This is a genomic window from Roseicyclus marinus (assembly GCF_036322625.1).
Lineage (GTDB): Bacteria > Pseudomonadota > Alphaproteobacteria > Rhodobacterales > Rhodobacteraceae > Roseicyclus > Roseicyclus marinus_A.
Map to the genome: position 1 here is coordinate 1,554,104 of NZ_AP027266.1, position 18,321 is coordinate 1,572,424.

An 18,321-nucleotide genomic window follows, 5' to 3' on the forward strand; every position below is an offset into this window, starting at 1 on the left:
GGAAATGGACGCGATCTGGAATGATCTCAAGGCTTTGGCGGCGGGTGTCGAGGGGCGGAGCCTTGTCTCGCTGTTCGAGGATGACAGCCGCGCTGCGCGGTTTTCGCGGCGCATGGACGACATGCTGTTCGATTTTTCCAAGACGCAGATCGACGATACGGTTCTGGCGCGGCTGATCGATCTGGCGCGGGCGGCGGGTGTCGAGGCGCGGCGCGAGGCGATGTTTTCGGGCGACAAGATCAACGAGACCGAGGGGCGCGCGGTGCTGCATACGGCGCTGAGGGCCGAGAGCGGTCCGATCCGCGTCGATGGTCAGGACGTGATGCCGGGGGTTTTGGAAACGCGGGCGCGGATGGCGGCATTCGCCGACAAGATCCGGGCGGGCGAGATCAAAGGCGCGGGTGGGCGCTATAGCGATGTGGTCAATATCGGGATCGGGGGATCGGATCTGGGCCCTGCGATGGCGACGCTGGCGCTGGCGCCTTGGCATGACGGGCCGAGGGTGCATTACGTCTCGAACGTGGACGGGGCGCATATCCATGACGTGCTGAAGGGGCTGGACCCTGCGCGCACGCTGGTGATCGTCGCCTCCAAGACCTTTACCACGATCGAGACGATGACCAATGCCCAGACGGCGCGGGATTGGATGGGGCGCGCTGTGGCCGATCCGGCCAAGCAATTCGTGGCGCTGTCGAGTGCCGTCGATCTGACGAGCGCCTTTGGCATCGACCCCGAGCGGGTCTTTGGTTTCGAGGATTGGGTGGGCGGACGCTATTCGCTGTGGGGGCCCATCGGCCTGGGGCTGATGCTGGCGGTCGGGCCGGAAAGGTTCGGGGAATTCCTGCAGGGCGCGCGCGAGATGGACGACCATTTCCGGGCTGCGGAGTTGGACGAGAACCTGCCCGTGCTGCTGGCGCTGGTGGGGATCTGGCATGCGCAGGTGCAGGGCCATGCGACCCGCACGGTGCTGCCCTATGATCAGCGGCTGTCGCGGCTGCCCGCCTATCTTCAGCAGCTGGAGATGGAGAGCAACGGCAAGCGCGTGGCGATGGATGGGAGCGATCTGGCGCTACCCTCGGGGCCGGTTGTCTGGGGCGAGCCGGGGACGAACGGGCAGCATGCGTTCTATCAGTTGATCCACCAGGGCACGCGGGTGGTGCCCTGCGAGTTCCTTGTCGCCGCCGAAGGCCATGAGCCGGAACTGGCGCATCATCACCGGCTGCTGGTCGCCAATTGCCTGGCGCAATCGGAAGCCTTGATGCGGGGTCGGAGCCTTGCGGAGGCGCGCGCGATCATGGCCGCAAAGGGGCTTGAGGGGGCGGAGCTGGAGCGGCAGGCGCGCCACCGGGTCTTTCCGGGCAACAGGCCCTCGACCACGCTGATCTATCCCAAGCTCACGCCTGCGATGCTGGGGCGGATCATCGCGCTTTACGAGCATCGGGTCTTTGTCGAGGGGGTTATCCTTGGCATCAATTCCTTTGACCAATGGGGGGTCGAGCTGGGCAAGGAATTGGCGAAGTCGCTCGAGCCGGTTCTGTCGGGGGCAAGCGATGGCCGTGGCAAGGACGGCTCCACGCTGGCGCTTGTCGCCTTTGCGCGGGGGGAGGGCTGACCCCCGGCGCGGCGCCATGCGGGGCTTGCTGGCCTGCATATTTCTGGAAAGATGAAGGATCAGGCGCTTTCAGGGACGGCGCCGTCGAGATTTTGGAGGGCGTCGCGGGCTTCCACGGGGATCTTGTGGCGGCCGTTTCCGTGGCGGTCGAGGAGCACGATGATCGCGCTGCCCGCCGCGGTCTGGCGCGCGCCTGCGGGATCGGGGAGCCAGACGGCGTAATCCATGGTGAAAGACGTGGTGCGAAAGGCCCGCGTGCGGCCCGTGACCACGTAATCCATCGCCTGAACCATCTCGGCCAGGTAGTCGCAGCTGGCGTGTTTGAGGACAAGGCGCGGGCTGTCGGGGCCGTAATCGGTGACATGGCGCGCCGAGAGATAGGGCAGGCGGAAGCTTTCGAACCAGCGCAGATAGGCGGTGTTGTTGACGTGACCCAGCGCGTCGATCTCGCCGAAGCGGACGCGGTCGGCGAGGCCGAAGCCCCAAGGCGCGGGGATGCCCTGTGCGCGCAGCGCCGGGGCATCGAGGGGGGTGTGATAGCGCAGATCCATGGGGATGGTTTGGCGCGGGCAAGCGCGCGGTGCAAGCCCGCTTGAACCCAGGCTGCAATCGCGCTTTCGTGCGGTGGGCGGGCGCAGCATGGCGGGCAGGATGGGCAGGGCGATCTTCGAGACATTGGTGACGCTGGCGATCGGGGCGGCGGGGGCGGTCCTGTTCTGGCTGATCGGCTTTCCGGCGGCGGTTCTGACGGGACCTGCGGCGGCGGTGTCGGTGGCGACGCTGATGGGGGTGCCGACGCTGATGCCCGCGCGGCTGCGCGACGGGGTTTTCCTGGTGATCGGGGTGACGATCGGGAGCACGGTGACGCCCGAGGTGATCGCCACCGCCTTGAGCTGGCCCGTGTCCTTGGCGGTTCTGGTGGCGACGCTGGTTGCGGTGATCGTGGTGGCGCAGCGGGCGCTTGTGGCGCTCTTTGGCTATGACAAGATGACGGCGCTGTTGTGCGCGACGCCCGGGCATCTGAGTTACGTGCTGACGCTGTCGACCGAGCTTGGGGCGGATGTGCCGCGCGTGGCGCTGGTGCAGACGGTCAGGGTCTTGCTGCTGACGCTGGCGGTGCCGGTTCTGATCGCGCTCTGGGGGGTGGAGGGGCAGGCCTATCTGACCGATTACGGGGCGATTTCCCCGCTGGCGCTGGCGCTGACATTCCCGGCGGCGCTGGCGCTTGGCTGGGTGTTCTTGCGGCTTCATGTGCCTGCGGCGCTGGTGCTGGGGGGGATGGCGGTATCGGCCATCGGGCATGGCAGCGGGTTGACCCCCGGTGTGATCCCGGCCTGGCTGCAGATCGGGGCGTTTTTGTGCATGGGCGTTCTGATCGGGACGCGGTTTCGCGGCTTTGACCCGAGGGGGGTCTGGGGCGCGCTGGGGGCGGGGATCGTGACGACGCTGGTTGCTTGTGCCGTGGCCTCGGTCGGGGCGGTGGTGGCGTCCTGGATCATCGGATTGCCTGCGGCGGCGCTGTTGCTGGCCTTTGCCCCCGGCGGGGTGGAGGTGATGGCGGCGATCGCGGTGGAAACCGGGCTCGAGCCTGCGCTGGTGGCGGCTCATCACGTGTTCCGCCTGCTGGTTCTGACGGTGCTGGTGCCGGTGATGATCGCAAGGGCGCGGCGCGGGGGGATCGGGCCGCTTGGGTCCTCGTGAAAAACGGGCCGCGCCGGGGGGAGCGCGGCCCGAAGTCGGGTCAGGGAGGAAAAACCGTGTGGGCTGGGAGGAGGGAGAGAGGCCCGAGGTTTCGATGGGAGGAGATTGCCCCCGCATCGCGGCGGGAATGGGGCGCGTTCGGGATGGTTCGGGGGTATTACGGAGGCCCGCGCGTGGCGCTGTTCAAGCTGCCTGCGTCCGGGAGGTTTGGAGCGGGTAACGGGAATCGAACCCGTAACTGAAGCTTGGGAAGCTTTCGTGATACCTTTTCACCATACCCGCATCACGAGGGTGAGATAGTCCTGCGGGGGCGGGGGCGTCAAGGCCCCTCGGCCCCGCTTTGATCCTGTCTTGGCCGCGACGCAGCCCCGTCCGATGACCGGTCTAGCCCCGGCGGCGCCTGCGCCCGCCTTCGCCGCCCGGTGCGCTGCCGCTGGCCCCGAAGGCCACCTGTGGCAGGGGGGCTATCTTGGCGAGTTCCGGGAAAGGGTCGGTCGCATGCGGGATCGCATTGGCGTTGACGAAATGTTCCTGGAAGCGGGGTTCGATGGCGGTCTCGATCTTGTCGATGCGGCGCACGATCCGTTCGATCCGCTGGCGGGCCTCGCGGTTGCAGAGCGCGATGCGCGCGCCATGGCCTGCGGCATTGCCCGCGCTCGTGACATTGTCGAGCGTGGCATCGGGGATCATGCCCAGAACCATGGCATGTTTGGGGCTGATATGGGCCCCGAAGGCACCCGCGAGGACGACGCGGTCGACGCGATCCACGCCGCGCTTGTCCATGAGGAGGCGCGCGCCCGCGTAGAGCGCGGATTTGGCCAGCTGGATGGCGCGGATATCGCCCTGGGTCACGGTGATGCGGGGGCCGCCCGTGGCGGTCGCGTCATGGACGAGATAGGCGAAGGTGCGGCCCGTGGGTTCGGCGCGGGGGGTGCCGGTCGCCTCCGGCCCGCCGATGAGGCCCGAGGCGTCGAGAAGGCCCGCCATGCGCATTTCGGCCACGGCTTCGATGATGCCCGAGCCGCAGATGCCGGTGACGCCGGTATCCTTGGTGGCCTCCGTAAAGCCCGGATCGTCGGACCACAGATCGCAGCCGATGACGCGGAAGCGGGGCTCCTTGGTCACGGGGTCGATCTCGATCCGTTCGATGGCACCCGGGGCGGCACGTTGGCCCGCGCTGATCTGTGCGCCCTCGAAGGCCGGGCCGGTGGGCGAGGAACAGGCGAGAACGCCTGTCTTGTCGCCGAGGAGGATTTCGGCATTGGTGCCGACATCGACGATGAGGGTGAGCTGGTCGGCCTGATCGGGTTCTTCGGACAGGGCGACGGCTGCGGCATCGGCCCCCACATGGCCCGCGATGCAGGGCAGGAGATAGACTTGGGCCGCGGGCGCGATTGTCGTGAGGCCGATGTCACGGGCAGAGAGCGTCAGGCTGCCCGAGGTGGCGAGCGCGAAGGGTGCCTGGCCCAGTTCGACGGGGTCGATGCCCAGAAGCAGGTGGTGCATGACCGGGTTGCAGACGATCACGGTTTCCATGATCAGCCGAGGGTCGATCCCGCCTTCGGCGGCGATTTCGGTGGCAAGCGTGGCGATGGCCTGCTGGACGGCTTGCGTCATTTCCCGGTCACCGCCGGGGTTCATCATGGCGTAGCTGACGCGGCTCATCAGATCCTCGCCGAAGCGGATCTGGGGGTTCATGAGACCCGAGGAGGCCAGCACGCGCCCATCGGCGAGGTCGCACAGATGGGCCGCGATGGTGGTCGAGCCGAGGTCGATGGCGAGGCCGTAAAGGCCGCCCTCGTGCAGGCCGGGCCAGACATCGAGGATCTGGAAACTGTCTGAATGCGCGGGCTGGTGGAGGGCGACGCTGACCTGCCAATTGCCCTTGCGGAGTGCGGGTTGCAGTTTTTGCAGGACGCTGAGGGGCGCGGTCACGCTGTCGATCTGCCATTGGTCGCGCAGCGCCGCTTGCAGGCGTTCGAAATCGCCCGAGGGTTCGTGCATGTCCGGTTCGACCACTTCGACCAGGACGAGGCGCGTGGCGGGGTCCATGGTGATGGCGCGGGTCGAGGCGGCCTTGCGCACGACCTGGCGGTGGACCTGGCTTTCGGGGGGGACATCGACGACGATATCGCCCTGGACGGTCGCCTGGCAGCCAAGCCTGCGACCAGGTTTCAGGCCGCGCACGCGGTCATAGCGGTCCTCGACCGCGTTCCAGTCCGACAGCGCGCCCTCGCGCACGGTGACGCCATGTTTGGGGAAATCGCCGTAGGAGGGGGCGATCTGGCATTTCGAGCAGATGCCGCGCCCGCCGCAGACGCTGTCGAGATCGACGCCCAGCTGGCGCGCGGCGGTCAGGATCGGGGTGCCGACCGGGAAATGGCCGCGCTTGCCCGAGGGCGTGAAGATGACGAGGGGATCGATTGTCATGGATGTCTCGCGGGGGTAGGGGCCGAATTTTCGTACGAAAATTTGGTGGGGGCGAAAATTCGTACGAATTTTCGGGTCAGAACAGAACCTGGATGGGGCGACGGGTGCAGAAGACGACCAATTGGCCGTTGCATTCCACCAGATGCCAGCCCCGGCGGCGCACCTCGGCCTCGAAAACCTGCCGGCCCACCTCGGCCTCCACCCAGCGGAGCGAGCGGCGCACGACACCGCCCCGATCCACGGCCTTGGCCGAAAAGACCTGTTCGACCCAAGGGGCCGAGGGAAGCGGGATGACGGGGCGCAGCATGGTCATGCCGCGACCCTGTCCCGATTCTGGTTAAACCTTTGTTACTCACCCGGCGCGCCGCCGCCGTCCGCCCGCGCGCCCGCCGCGCAGCGCCGCGTCGGGGTCCTGGTTGAACCTGATCCAGGCGCCGCCGCCATCATCCTGGTTCATCAGGAAATTGGCGGCGCGGATCGCCTCCATCTCCTTGCCGGGGCGGGGTTTGGTGGAGCCCATGCCGAAGAGCTTGACGAAGGTCTCGTCGTCCATGTCGGGGGGCAGCATGATGCCTGCCGCCTCGATCTCGGCCTTCTTGGCGGCGATGGCCTTGGGGCCGACGGGGAGCGCCACGGGGTTCATGATCGCGCTCGTCATGCCCGCGCCATAGGCCATGGGCAGGAAGGCGTTGTTGATGCCGTGGCGGTTGGGCAGGCCGAAGGAGATGTTGGAGGCCCCGCAGGTGGTGTTCACGCCCAATTCCTCGCGCAGGCGGCGCACGAGGGTGAAGACCTGCTGGCCTGCCGTTGCCATGGCCCCGATGGGCATGACGAGCGGGTCGACGACGATGTCATGGGCGGGAATGCCGAAATCGGCGGCGCGTTCGACGATCTTTTTGGCCACGGCGAAGCGGACATCGGGATCTTCGGAAATGCCGGTGTCGTCGTTCGAGATGGCCACGACGGGGACGTTGTATTTCTTGATCAGGGGCAGGACGATTTCGAGGCGTTCCTCCTCGCCGGTCACGGAATTGACGAGCGGACGGCCATGGGCGACGGCGAGCCCCGCCTCGAGCGCGCCGGGGACCGAGCTGTCGATGCAGATCGGGCAATCGGTGACGCCCTGAACCACGCGGATGAGTTCCGGCATCAGCATGGGTTCGACGAAATTGTTGTCGGCGTAGCGGGCGTCTTCGCCCATCTTGTTGGAAAAGACCGCGCCGGAATTCACGTCGAGCACGGTCGCGCCGGCCTCGACCTGGGCCACGGCATCGGATTCCACGCGGGAGAAATCGCCCCGCTCCAGTTCCTCGTTCAGGATCTTGCGGCCGGTGGGATTGATCCGTTCGCCGATGACGCAGAAGGGCTGATCAAAGCCGATCACGGTGGTGCGGGTCTGCGATTCGATGACGGTGCGGGTCATGTGTTCTTGCTTTCCTGATCAGATTTGGGGCGCGGGCGCGGTGCCGCCATGGGCCGTGGCCCATTCGGCATTGGTCTTGATGCCGCCAAGGGGGAAGAAATGGATCGACTGGATGTTCTTGCCCCGGCCTTCGGCGCGGGCGCGGGCCAGATCGGTCAGGATCTCGTCCGGCTCGAAGGGCAGGAGCAGTTTCGACACGTCGCGGGCACGTTTTTGCAGGACCGAGAGCGAGGCGCCGACACCGCAGGCGATGGCGAATTTGATGAGCGTCTGGAGTTTCGCGGGCCCCGCGATGCCCAGATGGATCGGCATGGTGATGCCATTGGCGGCAAGCCTGTCGGCCCAGGCCAGAACGGGGGGCGCTTCGAAGGCGAATTGGGTGGCGATGGCGAAGGCGGCATCGGAACGGTCGGCGAAATCCTGTTTCCAGCTGAGCGCCGCCATCACCTCGGCCTCGCCGCCGTCGGGATCGATGTCGCGGTTGCCCTCGGGGTGGCCTGCGACATGGAGGCGGGTGAAGCCGTCGAAGAGACCCGTTTCCAGAAGCTGCATGGAGGAGTGGAACGGCCCGCGGGGGCTCGCGATGCCGCCTGCGAGGAGGAGCGCCTGTTTCACATCCGCCTCGCCCCGGTAGCGGGCGACCATGTCGGCGAGCGTGGCGCGGTCCGCGATGGAGCGGGCGGGGAAATGCGGCATCGGCTCGAAGCCCTCGGCGCGCAGGCGGCGGGCGGTGGCGAGCATGTCCTCGAAGGGCGTGCCGTCGATATGGGCGATATAGACCCTTGTGCCGGCGGGCAGGAGGCTGCGGAAATCCTCCACCTTTTCGGCGGTGCGCGGCATGACCTCGATCGAATAGCCCGACAAGAGATCGGCCAGGCCCGCAGGGGTGGGGGCCGTGTCGCGTGAGCGGAATTTGAGAAGTGCCATGAGTGTCTCCCGGAAGGCGGCCATGGTGTCAGGCGGCGGGTCTGTCTGTGTCGTGGCCGTCATTGGCGATCAGGCGCTTGAGGCGGTCGGTGTCGTATTCCGCGTCAAGCCGCGCGATCTCGGCCGCGGCGATGGTGGCGGGATCGCCCTCGGCCTCGCCTGCGGGGATGCGACGCCATTCGGCGAGATAGGCATCCTCGTCCTTGGCGCCGATCTTCATCGCGCAGCGGTCGATGGCCTGTTCGAAACGCTCGGGCAGCACGGCCTTGGCCCCGGTCCGGCCCTTGCCCACGATGACCTGGGCGGGGATGTCGCGCCAGAAGACATGGGTGATTGCGGGCATGGGGCGGGTCCTTTGTTCTGGCCTGGGGCCTGTGGTTGAGGCGCACCATAGGCGAGGCCGGGTGCGGCGCGGGTTCCGAATTCGACACAAGCCGGGGCGGGAGCGACCCGGCCTGCATCGGGAAATAGCCGGAAGGGCGGTTAGGGGCGAGGGGCGGGGCGGCCCATAATTCTCATGAAGATGTTGAAGCGGGTTGGCCGAGGGGGGCCGCGCATGCCTGAGGGCCCGGGAACGTGGCCGGGTAATCCGTGCGCAAGGCTGGCCATCAATGTCATTGTGAGCCGGCGCAGCGGTTGCTACATTCAAGGCGACACACCATTCCCGGAGGCCCCGCATGTCGCGCAAGCGCAAAGGCGGCGCCGGTCCGTTCCCCGGTGTCGCGGCAAATGTGATCCCCTTGGTCCCGATGCCCGACCCAGCAGTCGAACGGCGCCTTGCGCCCGAATTGAGGCCCGATTCCCGGCCCGACCCCGCCGATCTTTATGCGGCGCTCGATCTGGGCACGAATTCCTGCCGGATGCTGATCGCCCAGCCCAAGGGCAACCAGTTGCATGTCGTGGACAGCTTTTCGAAAAGCGTCCAGCTGGGTCAGGGGCTGGAGGCCTCGGGGCGGATGTCGCGCGCCTCCATGGCCCGCGCGGTGGGTGCGCTCAAGATCTGTCAAAGAAAGCTCGAGAAGCACCGGGTGAGCCGGATGCGGCTGGTGGCGACGGAAGCCTGTCGGCGGGCCTCGAATGCGGGGGAGTTCATCTCGGTCGTCAAGCGGGAGACGGGGCTCGCGCTCGAGATCATCAAGCCCGAGGAGGAGGCGCGGCTGGCGGTCGTATCCTGCGCGCCGCTCGTATCGATGAAGACCGAGCAATTGCTGGTGGTCGATATCGGGGGCGGGTCCACCGAGCTGGTCTGGATCGACCTGAGCCGCGTGCCCCCCGTGGAGCGGCCGCGCGCGATCATGCGGCTGCACCAGGGCTTCGATCACGAGGAGACGGTTTTCCCCCGCGCCAAGGTGGTGGACTGGATTTCCATTCCGCTGGGGGTGGCGACGCTCAAGGACATGTATGCCGATGTCGCCGATGACGGCGCGCGCTTTGCGCTGATGAGCTGGTATTTCGAGGAGCAGCTGGCGGGGTTTTCGCCCTATGAGGATGCCGCCGACCAGGCGCGTGAGGGGTTCCAGATCATCGGGACGAGCGGCACGGTGACGACGGTCGCGGCCTCGCACCTGGGGCTCAAGCGCTATGACCGCAACAAGGTGGACGGGTTGCGCATGACCTCGGACCAGATCGACCGGGTGATCCAGGATTACCTGGTGCTGGGGCCCGAGGGGCGGCGCAAGGACCCGAGGATCGGGCGCGACCGGCAGACGCTGATCATGTCGGGGGCCGCGATCTTGCAGGCGTTGTTGCGCGCCTGGCCGACGGATCGGTTGAGCGTGGCCGACAGGGGCCTGCGCGAGGGGCTGCTCTATGCGCAGATGTCGGCCGATGGCGTGCTGGAGGACGGGCCGTTCTGAGCGCTCTTGACGGGCGCTGGGGCGGCGGCGGCGTCGGGCCGTGCATATTTGGGGAAAGATGAAGGGCAGGGTTTGGCTTGACCGTCCGGCGCAAGCGCTAGGTTCACGCGGCAAAGAGCAGCCGAAAGACCAGACCCGCCATGACCGAGCCCGTGATCTACTGGACCCGCCGGGATTTCCGCCTGTCGGACAATCCGGCCCTTGTCGCCGCCTGCGAGAGCGGCGCGCCCGTCATCCCGGTCTTTGTCCATGACGAGACGATCGACGCCTTGGGGGCGGCGCCCAAGTGGCGGCTGGGGCTTGGCGCGGAAGCCTTTGGCGCGCGGCTGGCGGAGGTCGGCAGCCGGTTGGTGTTCCGGCGGGGCGAGGCGCTGGTGGTCTTGCGCGCGCTGGTGGCCGAGACGGGGGCGCGGGCGGTGCATTGGAACCGGCTTTACGATCCGGTGAGCCGCAAGCGCGACGAGGCGGTCAAGGCGGCGCTGAAGGCAGAGGGCGTGACGGTGGTGAGCCATGCGGGCCACCTGGTCCATGAACCATGGACGGTCGAGACGGGGACGGGAGGCTTTTACAAGGTCTACACGCCGTTCTGGAAAGCGGTGCGGGGGCGCGAGGTGGCCGAGCCCCTCGCCGTGCCCAAGTTGCAGATGCCCGAGGTCTGGCCCGCGAGCGAGGATGTCGCGGCCTGGGGGATGGGCCGCGCGATGGATCGGGGTGCGGCGGTGGTGCGCCCCCATTGTGTGATCGGGGAGGCGGGGGCGCAGGGGCGGCTTGGCGCTTTCATCGCGCATCGGATCGGGGATTACGGGGAGGCGCGCGACAGGCTCGATGTCGATGGCACCTCGGGCCTGTCGGAGAACCTGACCCATGGCGAGATTTCGGCGCGGGTTTGCTGGCATGCCGGGATGCGGGCCATGGCGGAGGGAAAGGCCGGGGCCGAGACATTCCTCAAGGAACTGATCTGGCGCGATTTCGCCTATCACCTGATGCATCACACGCCCCATATCGTCGCGCGGAACTGGCGCGAGGATTGGGAGGCATTCCCCTGGAACACGGATGCGGACCATCCCCATGTGCAGGCCTGGATGCGGGGGCGGACGGGAATGGCCATCGTCGATGCCGCGATGCGCGAGATGTATGTGACGGGGCGGATGCACAACCGGGCGCGGATGCTTGTCGCCTCGTATCTCACCAAGCATCTGATGACGCATTGGAAGATCGGGATGGACTGGTTCGCGGACTGCCTGGTGGATTGGGACCCGGCGTCGAACGCCATGGGCTGGCAATGGTCGGCGGGATCGGGGCCGGATGCCACGCCCTATTTCCGCGTCTTCAACCCCGAGACGCAGGCCGAGAAATTCGACCCCTTGGGCCGCTATCGGCGCGCTTATGTGGCGGAATTGTCCGGGCGGCCGCCCGAGACGGCGCTGGCCTATTTCGAGGCGGTGCCAAGGTCGTGGGAGATGCACCCCGGTCAACCCTATCCGGCACGGCCCGTGGTGGATGCGGCCGAGGGGCGCAAACGGGCGCTTGCCGCCTATGAAAACAGGGGGTTCTGAGGCGGGGTTCTGAGGCGAGCGTCGCAAAGGGGGCGAATTCGGCAGGTCGAAACAATCAGGACTTGTGCGACGTGGTTTGTTCGGTCCAAATCGGGCGCCAGACAAGAGGATTGCATGGATATCAAGACAAGCACGAAGGGAGAGGACAATCTCCCCCGGTATTTCGCGGCGGTGTTCGAGACCGCGACCAAGATGAAGCATGGCAGGCTCGACATGGTGCTGCCCGATGGGCGGGTGTTTCGCGCGGGCGGGCATGCGCCGGGGCCGGTGGCCGAGCTCGATATCCACAATCCCGAGATTTTCGCGCGGCTGATCCGCGAGGGGGATCTGGGCTTTTGCGAAGCCTATCTGGACGAATGGTGGTCGACGCCGGATCTTCAGGCCTTCATGGATCTTGTCCATGCCGACAACGAGGAGGTCTATGACGGCTTTCTGGGGATGGGGCTGGTGCGCGCCTATGAGCGGCTGCGGTTCTGGCTGCAATCCAATTCCAAGCGCCAGGCCAAGAAGAACATCGCCCATCACTATGATCTGGGCAATGACTTCTACGGCCTGTGGCTGGACGAAACGATGACCTATTCGTCGGCGCTGTTCACCACGGGGCAGGAATCGACCGAGGCCGCGCAGATCGCGAAATACGCGAGCATGGTCGACCAGATGGGCGCAGTGCCGGGCGACCATGTGCTGGAGATCGGCTGCGGCTGGGGCGGCTTTGCCGAATATGCCGCCAAGGAGCGGGGGCTGAAGGTCACGGGGCTGACCATCAGCCGCGAGCAATACGATTACGCGGTCGCGCGGGTGGCGCGGGCGGGGCTGCAGGACCGGGTCGAGATCAAGCTGCAAGATTACCGCGACGAGCGCGGGCAATATGACGGCATCGCCTCGATCGAGATGTTCGAGGCGGTGGGCGAGCGCTACTGGCCCGTCTATTTCAAGACGCTGCGCGAGAACCTGAAGCCCGGCAAGAACGCGACCTTGCAGATCATCACGGTGCAGGACCGCCGCTGGGAGGTCTACAAGCGCGGCGTGGATTTCATCCAGAAATACATCTTTCCGGGCGGCATGCTGCCCGCACCGAAGGTGTTGCGCGCCGAGGTCGAGAAGGCGGGCTTGCGCGTCTCGCATTCCATCGAATTCGGGGAAAGCTACAGCCAGACGCTGCGGCGCTGGCACGAGACGTTCAACGCGCGCTGGCCCGAGGTGGCGGCGCTGGGGTTCGATGACCGGTTCCGCCGGATGTGGAATTTCTACCTGACGTCTTGTGCCGCGACCTTTCATTTCGGCAATACGGATGTGACGCAGATCACGGTGACCCGGCCGGCCTGAGGCTGGGCCGGGGCGGGGTTTTCATGGCGGCGATCTTTCTCTTTGGCACGCTGTTGCATGCGCCCCTGTTGCGGGCGGTGGCGGGGGAAGATCTGGCCATGGTTCCCGCCGTGCTGCCCGATGCGGCGGTCGCGGGGGTGCAGGGCGCGCCCTATCCGGTTCTGGTGGCGCAAAAGGGCGGGCGGGCTGACGGCGCGCTGATCGAGGTCGCGGGCGAGGCGCTGGCGCGGCTCGATTTCTACGAGGCCTGTTTCGGCTATCGGCGCGAGGCCGTGGGGGTCGTGGTTGGTGGAGCCATGCGTCAGGCGGAGGTCTGGCGGCCCGATCCCGGCGCCGCCGGAGTGGCGGCCCATGGATCATGGTCGCTGGTCGATTGGGCGCGCGACTGGGGCGATCTGGCGGTGATCGCGGCGGCAGAGGTGATGCGCCAGCGCGCGGGCGGGGCCGGGGCGGCGGAGGTGGGCGCGCGCTACTGGATGATCGCGGCGCGCGCGCAAGCGGAAGTGTCGGCAGGCGCATGGCGCAGGCCCGCGCTGGTCGGGCAAAGCCCTGCGCGCGACAAGGTCGAGGTGATCGAGCGTCACCACCCCTATTCCGGGTTTCACACGGTCGAGGAGCTGGTTCTGCGGCACCGGCAATTCGACGGCGCCCTGTCCGATCCACAGCGGCGGTCGGTGTTCCGGGCGGCCGATGCGGTGACGGTGCTGCCCTATGACCCTGTGCGCGACCGGATCCTGGTGATCGAGCAATTGCGCATGGGGCCTTTCGTGCATGGGGATGCGCATCCCTGGCTGCTCGAGCCTGTGGCGGGCATGATCGATGCAGGCGAGACGCCCGAGACGGCGGCGCGGCGCGAAACGGTGGAAGAGGCGGGGCTGGAGCTGGGCGCGCTGCATCTTGTGGCGCGCTATTATCCCAGCCCGGGAGGATTGGCGCAGGTGCTGATTTCCTACGTGGCGTTGGCCGATCTGCCCGACGGGGTGACGGGGACGGGCGGCCACATCTCGGAGGGAGAGGATATCCTGTCCCATCTGGTCGATTGGGAGACGGCGCGCGCCATGTTGGAGCGGGGCGACATGGCCAATGCGCCGCTGGTCTTGTCGATGCAATGGCTGATGCTGAACCGAGACAGGCTGCGCGCCGGGGCCTGACATCTCGCGCTGGCGTGATCGGGCGGACACGGAGGATCGGGTTGAGGTTTCCGCCGCGCGCCCCTATCCCTTAGGTCTCGTTTCCGGCGTTTGCCGCATAAGGGCCCTATCGATGAATGTTCATTCCGATCTTGCCGCCGCCATCGGCAACACCCCTCTGATCCGCCTGCGCCGTCTGAGCGAGGAGACCGGCTGCGAAATCCTCGGCAAGGCCGAGTTCCTGAACCCCGGTCAATCGGTCAAGGATCGCGCGGCGCTCTACATCATCCGCGATGCCATGGCCAAGGGAATGCTGCGGCCCGGTGGCACGATCGTCGAGGGGACGGCGGGCAACACCGGGATCGGTCTGGCGCTGGTCGGCGCATCGATGGGGTTTCGGACCGTCATCGTGATGCCCGAGACGCAGAGCCAGGAAAAGAAGGACATGATCCGCTTGGCCGGCGCGGAGCTGATCCTTGTGCCGGCGGTGCCTTATTCCAACCCAAACAATTACGTGCGCTATTCGGGGCGTCTGGCGCAAAGGCTGGCGCAATCCGAGCCCAATGGCGCGATCTGGGCCAACCAGTTCGACAATGTCGCCAACCGGCAGGCCCATGTCGAGATGACGGGCCCCGAGATCTGGGAACAGACCGAAGGCAAGGTCGATGGCTTCGTCTGTGCCGTGGGATCGGGCGGGACGCTGGCGGGCGTGGGCATGGCGCTGCAGCCCAAGGGCGTGAAGATCGGATTGGCCGATCCCGAGGGGTCTGGGCTGTACAAGCTTTACACCGGCCGTGACGCGGGTGGGGACAGCATCACCGAAGGGATCGGGCAAGGCCGGATCACCGGCAACCTCGAAGGCTTCACCCCCGATGTCTGCTACAAGATCCCCGACGCCGAGGCGCTGCCCATCGTGTTCGACACGCTGGCCGAGGAGGGCATCTGTCTGGGCGGATCGTCCGGCATCAACATGGCGGGTGCCGTGCGCATGGCGCGCGAGATGGGGCCGGGCCACACGATCGTGACGATCCTGTGCGATTACGGCACGCGCTACCAATCCAAGATCTTCAACCCTGCCTTTCTGCAGGAAAAGGGGCTGCCGGTGCCGGAATGGCTGGTGCGCGGCCCCGCCGATATTCCCGACGTATACGAGGACGCATGATCAACCGGATTTCCCTGAGCCTTGTCCTGATACTGACGCTGTTTTTGGGCAGCGTCGTCACACCGGCATGGGCACAGGAACCGGCACCCCCTGCGGCATCGGCCCCGGCGGATGCGGGCGCGATCGATTTCGCCGCCTGGGAGGCCGAAGCCTCCCGCGCCGAGAACATCATCGCGGCAGGCACGGCCTCGACCGCCTTTCTGGCCAATCTGCGCAACACGCTGGTGGGATGGCGGGCGCGCTTTCTCGAAGGGCAGGGGGCGAATGCCACGCGGATCGCGACCATCCAGGCGCAGCTGACGGCCCTGGGGCCGCCGCCCGCCGAGGGGGACAGCGAGCCTGCCGCCATCGCCGAGCGCCGCGCGCAGCTGGCCACGCAGCTGGCCGAGGCCCAGGTGCCGCGGGTGACTGCGACCGAAGCCTTCAACCGCGCCAATGGCCTGATCGGAGAGATCGACGCGATCCTTGCCGCACGGCAGGCGCGCGCGCTCTTGGAACGCGACCCCGCACCGGTCAACCCGCTGCATTGGGGTACGGCACTGGCAGCACTCGGCGACGTGGTGATGGATCTCGACCGCGAGATCGAAGCCAAGATCGCAACGCAACGCCGCGCCGATCAATCGCCCTGGGACAGGTTGCCCTTTGCCGGGCTGCTTGGGCTTGTGGGTCTGGGGCTTTTGACCCGGAGCCGGTATTTCGTCGGGCGCTGGACCGAGCGGGTGCAAATGCGGCTTGGCGCGCGGCGCGGACGGATCGCGCTCGCCTTCCTCGTGTCGCTGTTGCAGGTGCTGTTGCCGATGGTCGGGCTGATCCTGTTCGGGGTCGCGGTGGCCACGGTGGATGTTCTGGGGGCCTCGGGCATCGCGCTTTTGGGCAGCGGTATCGGGGTCTTTGCCGCGATCTTTGCCGCGCTGTGGTTGGCGGGGCGGCTGTTTCCGGTCAACGAGGAAAGCCCCGGCGCGCTTGGCGCAGCGCTTGAGTTGCGGCCAGCCTTGCGCCGGGCGGTGGTGACCATCGGCGTCTTCCTGGGACTGGGCGGGTTTGCCGAAACGCTGTCCACGCTCGATGCCGTGCCGCTCGAGGCGCGGGGCATTTTCGTCCTGCCTGTCTACCTGGGGCTGGCCTGGGGCTTTTACCGGCTTGCCGCCCTGATCCGGCGGGTGCGGCGGGCCGAATTGGCCGCGCGCGGCAGCGAGGCCGAAGAGCCCAGCGGTGATACCGGCTTTGCCGGGCGCAGCATCGCCATCATCGGGCAATTGCTGCGTCTGGTGGCGGTGGCAGGTCCGCTTCTGGCGGCGGCGGGCTACCTGAACCTGACCGAGGCGATCATGACGCCCACGGCGATGACGCTGGGCCTTATCGGTCTGTTGCTGGCGCTACAGGGGCCGATCCGTGATCTTTACGCGCTGATCTCGGGCAAGAGCTATGACGAGGCGGCGCAGGCGCTGTTGCCGGTTCTGGTGAACCTCTTGCTGATCCTGTCGGCCCTGCCGGTGGTGGCGCTGATCTGGGGGATGCGGCCCGAACAACTGGGCGAGGTCTACGAGCGCCTGTCGGCTGGCTTCACGCTTGGCGATACGCGGATCACGCCCGGTATCGTGCTGGCGGTCATCCTTGTCTTCACCATCGGACTGTTTGCCACCCGCATGATGCAAGGGGCGCTGCGCAGCACGATCCTGCCGCGCACCAAGATGGATGTGGGCGCGCGCAACGCCGTCTCATCGGGCGTGGGCTATGTGGGGATCGCGCTGGCGGCTGTCATCGCCATCACCACCGCTGGCATCGATCTGACCGCGCTTGGCGTTGTTCTGGGGGCCTTGTCGGTCGGCATCGGTTTCGGCCTGCAGAACGTGGTGAGCAATTTCGTCTCCGGCATCATCTTGCTGATCGAGCGGCCGATTTCGGAAGGCGACTGGATCGAGGTCGGCCCGACCATGGGGATCGTCAAGGCGATCTCGGTGCGCTCCACCACGATCGAGACCTTCGACAAGACCGATGTGATCGTGCCCAATACCGACCTGATCGCGGGCACGGTGACGAACTGGACGCGCGGCAACACGATCGGGCGGGCCGTGGTGCTGGTGGGCGTTGCCTATGGCAATGACACGCGCCGCGTTCAGGAGATCTTGCTCGAGATCGCGCGCGGGCATCCCGATGTCGCGAAATATCCCGAACCGGGTGTCGATTTCCTGGGCTTCGGTGCCGACAGCCTTGATTTCCGGGTCCGCATGATCTTGCGCGACATCAACAAGCTGGTCGCCGTCAAGACCGAGGTGCATCACCAGATCGCCGAGCGCTTCAAGGAAGAAGGCATCGAGATTCCCTTTGCACAGCGCGACATCTGGCTGCGCAACCCCGAAGCCTTGCGCCCCCCATCCGAGGCGCTGCCGCACGCAGCCGCCCCCCAAAAGGACCAACCGGCATGATGACCGAGCCCTTGTTCATGACCGATGCCTACCGCAAATCCGCCAGCGCCCGGGTGATCGCGCTGACCGAGGAGGGCGGGATCGTTCTGGACCGCACGATTTTCTACGCGCGGGGCGGCGGCCAGCCGGGCGACAGCGGCATCCTCGATTGGGAGGGGGGGCGCATCCCGGTGGCGACCGCCGTCAAGGGCGAGGGCGCGGCCATCGTTCTGGTCCCCGCCGAACCCGGCCGTCTGCCGCCCGTGGGGGCCGAGGTGAACCAGCGCATCGATTGGGACCGCCGCTATGGCCATATGCGCATCCACACCGCGCTGCATCTTTTGTCGGTCGTCATGCCCTTTCCGGTGACGGGCGGGGCCATCGGCGCGGACAAGGGGCGGCTCGATTTCGACATGCCGGATGCGCCCGAGGAAAAGGCGCTGATCGAGGGGCGGTTGAACGCGCTCATCACACGCGATCTGGCGGTGAGCGAGGATTGGATCACCGAAGCCGAGCTTGACGCCAATCCGGGCCTGGTCAAGACGCTGTCGGTCCAGCCGCCGCGCGGCGCGGGCCGTATCCGGCTTGTCCGCATCGGCGAAGGGGCGGGGCAGGTCGATCTGCAACCCTGCGGGGGCACGCATGTGAAGCGCACGGGCGAGATCGGAAAGCTTGCCATCGGCAAGATGGAGAAAAAGGGCCGTCAGAACCGGCGCATCACCATCGAACTGGTCTGAGGGATTTGGGCTTTCGGGACAGGTTTGTCCGCGGCCCGGCGGGGCGGCATGAGGTG

At 66.9% G+C, this 18,321-nt stretch carries 15 protein-coding genes and 1 tRNA gene; 9 read left to right on the top strand and 7 right to left on the bottom strand.

Annotated features, from left to right (window positions below):
- Positions 1-4 precede the first annotated feature (4 nt).
- Positions 5-1,612: a glucose-6-phosphate isomerase gene (pgi, locus tag AABA51_RS07425; protein ID WP_338276040.1), complete on the top strand. Its 1,608-nt coding sequence runs from the start codon at positions 5-7 to the stop codon at positions 1,610-1,612.
- Positions 1,613-1,671: 59 nt separating this feature from the next.
- Here the strand turns inward: pgi and AABA51_RS07430 are convergent, their stop codons facing one another.
- Positions 1,672-2,163: an acyl-CoA thioesterase gene (locus AABA51_RS07430; RefSeq protein WP_338276042.1), complete on the bottom strand. Its 492-nt coding sequence runs from the start codon at positions 2,161-2,163 to the stop codon at positions 1,672-1,674.
- Positions 2,164-2,263: 100 nt separating this feature from the next.
- Here AABA51_RS07430 and AABA51_RS07435 point away from each other — a divergent pair, with 100 nt between their 5' ends.
- Positions 2,264-3,313 carry an AbrB family transcriptional regulator gene (locus AABA51_RS07435; RefSeq protein ID WP_338276044.1) on the top strand — a complete coding sequence of 350 codons (1,050 nt, stop codon included), beginning with the start codon at positions 2,264-2,266 and terminating at the stop codon, positions 3,311-3,313.
- 208 nt (positions 3,314-3,521) lie between these two features.
- Here the strand turns inward: AABA51_RS07435 and AABA51_RS07440 are convergent.
- From AABA51_RS07440 to AABA51_RS07465, 6 genes are all read right to left on the bottom strand, one after another.
- Positions 3,522-3,595, bottom strand: a tRNA-Gly gene (locus AABA51_RS07440).
- Positions 3,596-3,697: 102 nt separating this feature from the next.
- Complete coding sequence (locus AABA51_RS07445) at positions 3,698-5,743, bottom strand: ASKHA domain-containing protein (RefSeq protein WP_338276046.1); 2,046 nt, start codon at positions 5,741-5,743, stop codon at positions 3,698-3,700.
- Positions 5,744-5,819: 76 nt separating this feature from the next.
- Positions 5,820-6,056: an N-(5'-phosphoribosyl)anthranilate isomerase gene (locus tag AABA51_RS07450; protein ID WP_338276048.1), complete on the bottom strand. Its 237-nt coding sequence runs from the start codon at positions 6,054-6,056 to the stop codon at positions 5,820-5,822.
- Positions 6,057-6,095: 39 nt separating this feature from the next.
- Positions 6,096-7,166, bottom strand: a complete 1,071-nt coding sequence (locus AABA51_RS07455; RefSeq protein WP_338276050.1) for a methyltetrahydrofolate cobalamin methyltransferase — start codon at positions 7,164-7,166, stop codon at positions 6,096-6,098.
- 18 nt (positions 7,167-7,184) lie between these two features.
- The gene (locus tag AABA51_RS07460) at positions 7,185-8,093 is read right to left on the bottom strand and encodes a methylenetetrahydrofolate reductase (RefSeq protein ID WP_338276052.1); all 909 of its coding nucleotides are present in this window, start codon (positions 8,091-8,093) and stop codon (positions 7,185-7,187) included.
- Between the two features lie 28 nt (positions 8,094-8,121).
- Positions 8,122-8,436, bottom strand: coding sequence for a virulence factor (locus AABA51_RS07465; RefSeq protein ID WP_338276054.1), 315 nt, complete (start codon positions 8,434-8,436; stop codon positions 8,122-8,124).
- Between the two features lie 406 nt (positions 8,437-8,842).
- Between AABA51_RS07465 and AABA51_RS07470 the strand changes: the two genes are divergently transcribed.
- The 7 genes from AABA51_RS07470 to AABA51_RS07500 all read left to right on the top strand — a co-directional run bounded on the left by AABA51_RS07470 (position 8,843) and on the right by AABA51_RS07500 (position 18,265).
- Entirely contained in the window at positions 8,843-9,949 is a 1,107-nt protein-coding gene (locus AABA51_RS07470) for a Ppx/GppA phosphatase family protein (protein WP_338276056.1), read from the top strand.
- A gap of 140 nt (positions 9,950-10,089) precedes the next feature.
- On the top strand, positions 10,090-11,505 hold the full coding sequence (locus AABA51_RS07475) for a cryptochrome/photolyase family protein (protein ID WP_338276058.1): 1,416 nt from the start codon (positions 10,090-10,092) through the stop codon (positions 11,503-11,505).
- Between the two features lie 114 nt (positions 11,506-11,619).
- On the top strand, positions 11,620-12,831 hold the full coding sequence (locus AABA51_RS07480; RefSeq protein WP_338276060.1) for an SAM-dependent methyltransferase: 1,212 nt from the start codon (positions 11,620-11,622) through the stop codon (positions 12,829-12,831).
- A 23-nt stretch (positions 12,832-12,854) separates the two neighbouring features.
- Positions 12,855-13,982, top strand: coding sequence for an NUDIX domain-containing protein (locus AABA51_RS07485; protein WP_338276062.1), 1,128 nt, complete (start codon positions 12,855-12,857; stop codon positions 13,980-13,982).
- Positions 13,983-14,094: 112 nt separating this feature from the next.
- The gene (locus AABA51_RS07490; protein WP_338276063.1) at positions 14,095-15,123 is read left to right on the top strand and encodes a cysteine synthase A; all 1,029 of its coding nucleotides are present in this window, start codon (positions 14,095-14,097) and stop codon (positions 15,121-15,123) included.
- Positions 15,120-17,549 carry a DUF3772 domain-containing protein gene (locus tag AABA51_RS07495; RefSeq protein WP_338276065.1) on the top strand — a complete coding sequence of 810 codons (2,430 nt, stop codon included), beginning with the start codon at positions 15,120-15,122 and terminating at the stop codon, positions 17,547-17,549. Before AABA51_RS07490 ends, AABA51_RS07495 begins: the two co-directional genes overlap by 4 nt.
- Positions 17,549-18,265, top strand: a complete 717-nt coding sequence (locus AABA51_RS07500) for an alanyl-tRNA editing protein (protein ID WP_338276483.1) — start codon at positions 17,549-17,551, stop codon at positions 18,263-18,265. Before AABA51_RS07495 ends, AABA51_RS07500 begins: the two co-directional genes overlap by 1 nt.
- Positions 18,266-18,321: the final 56 nt, after the last annotated feature.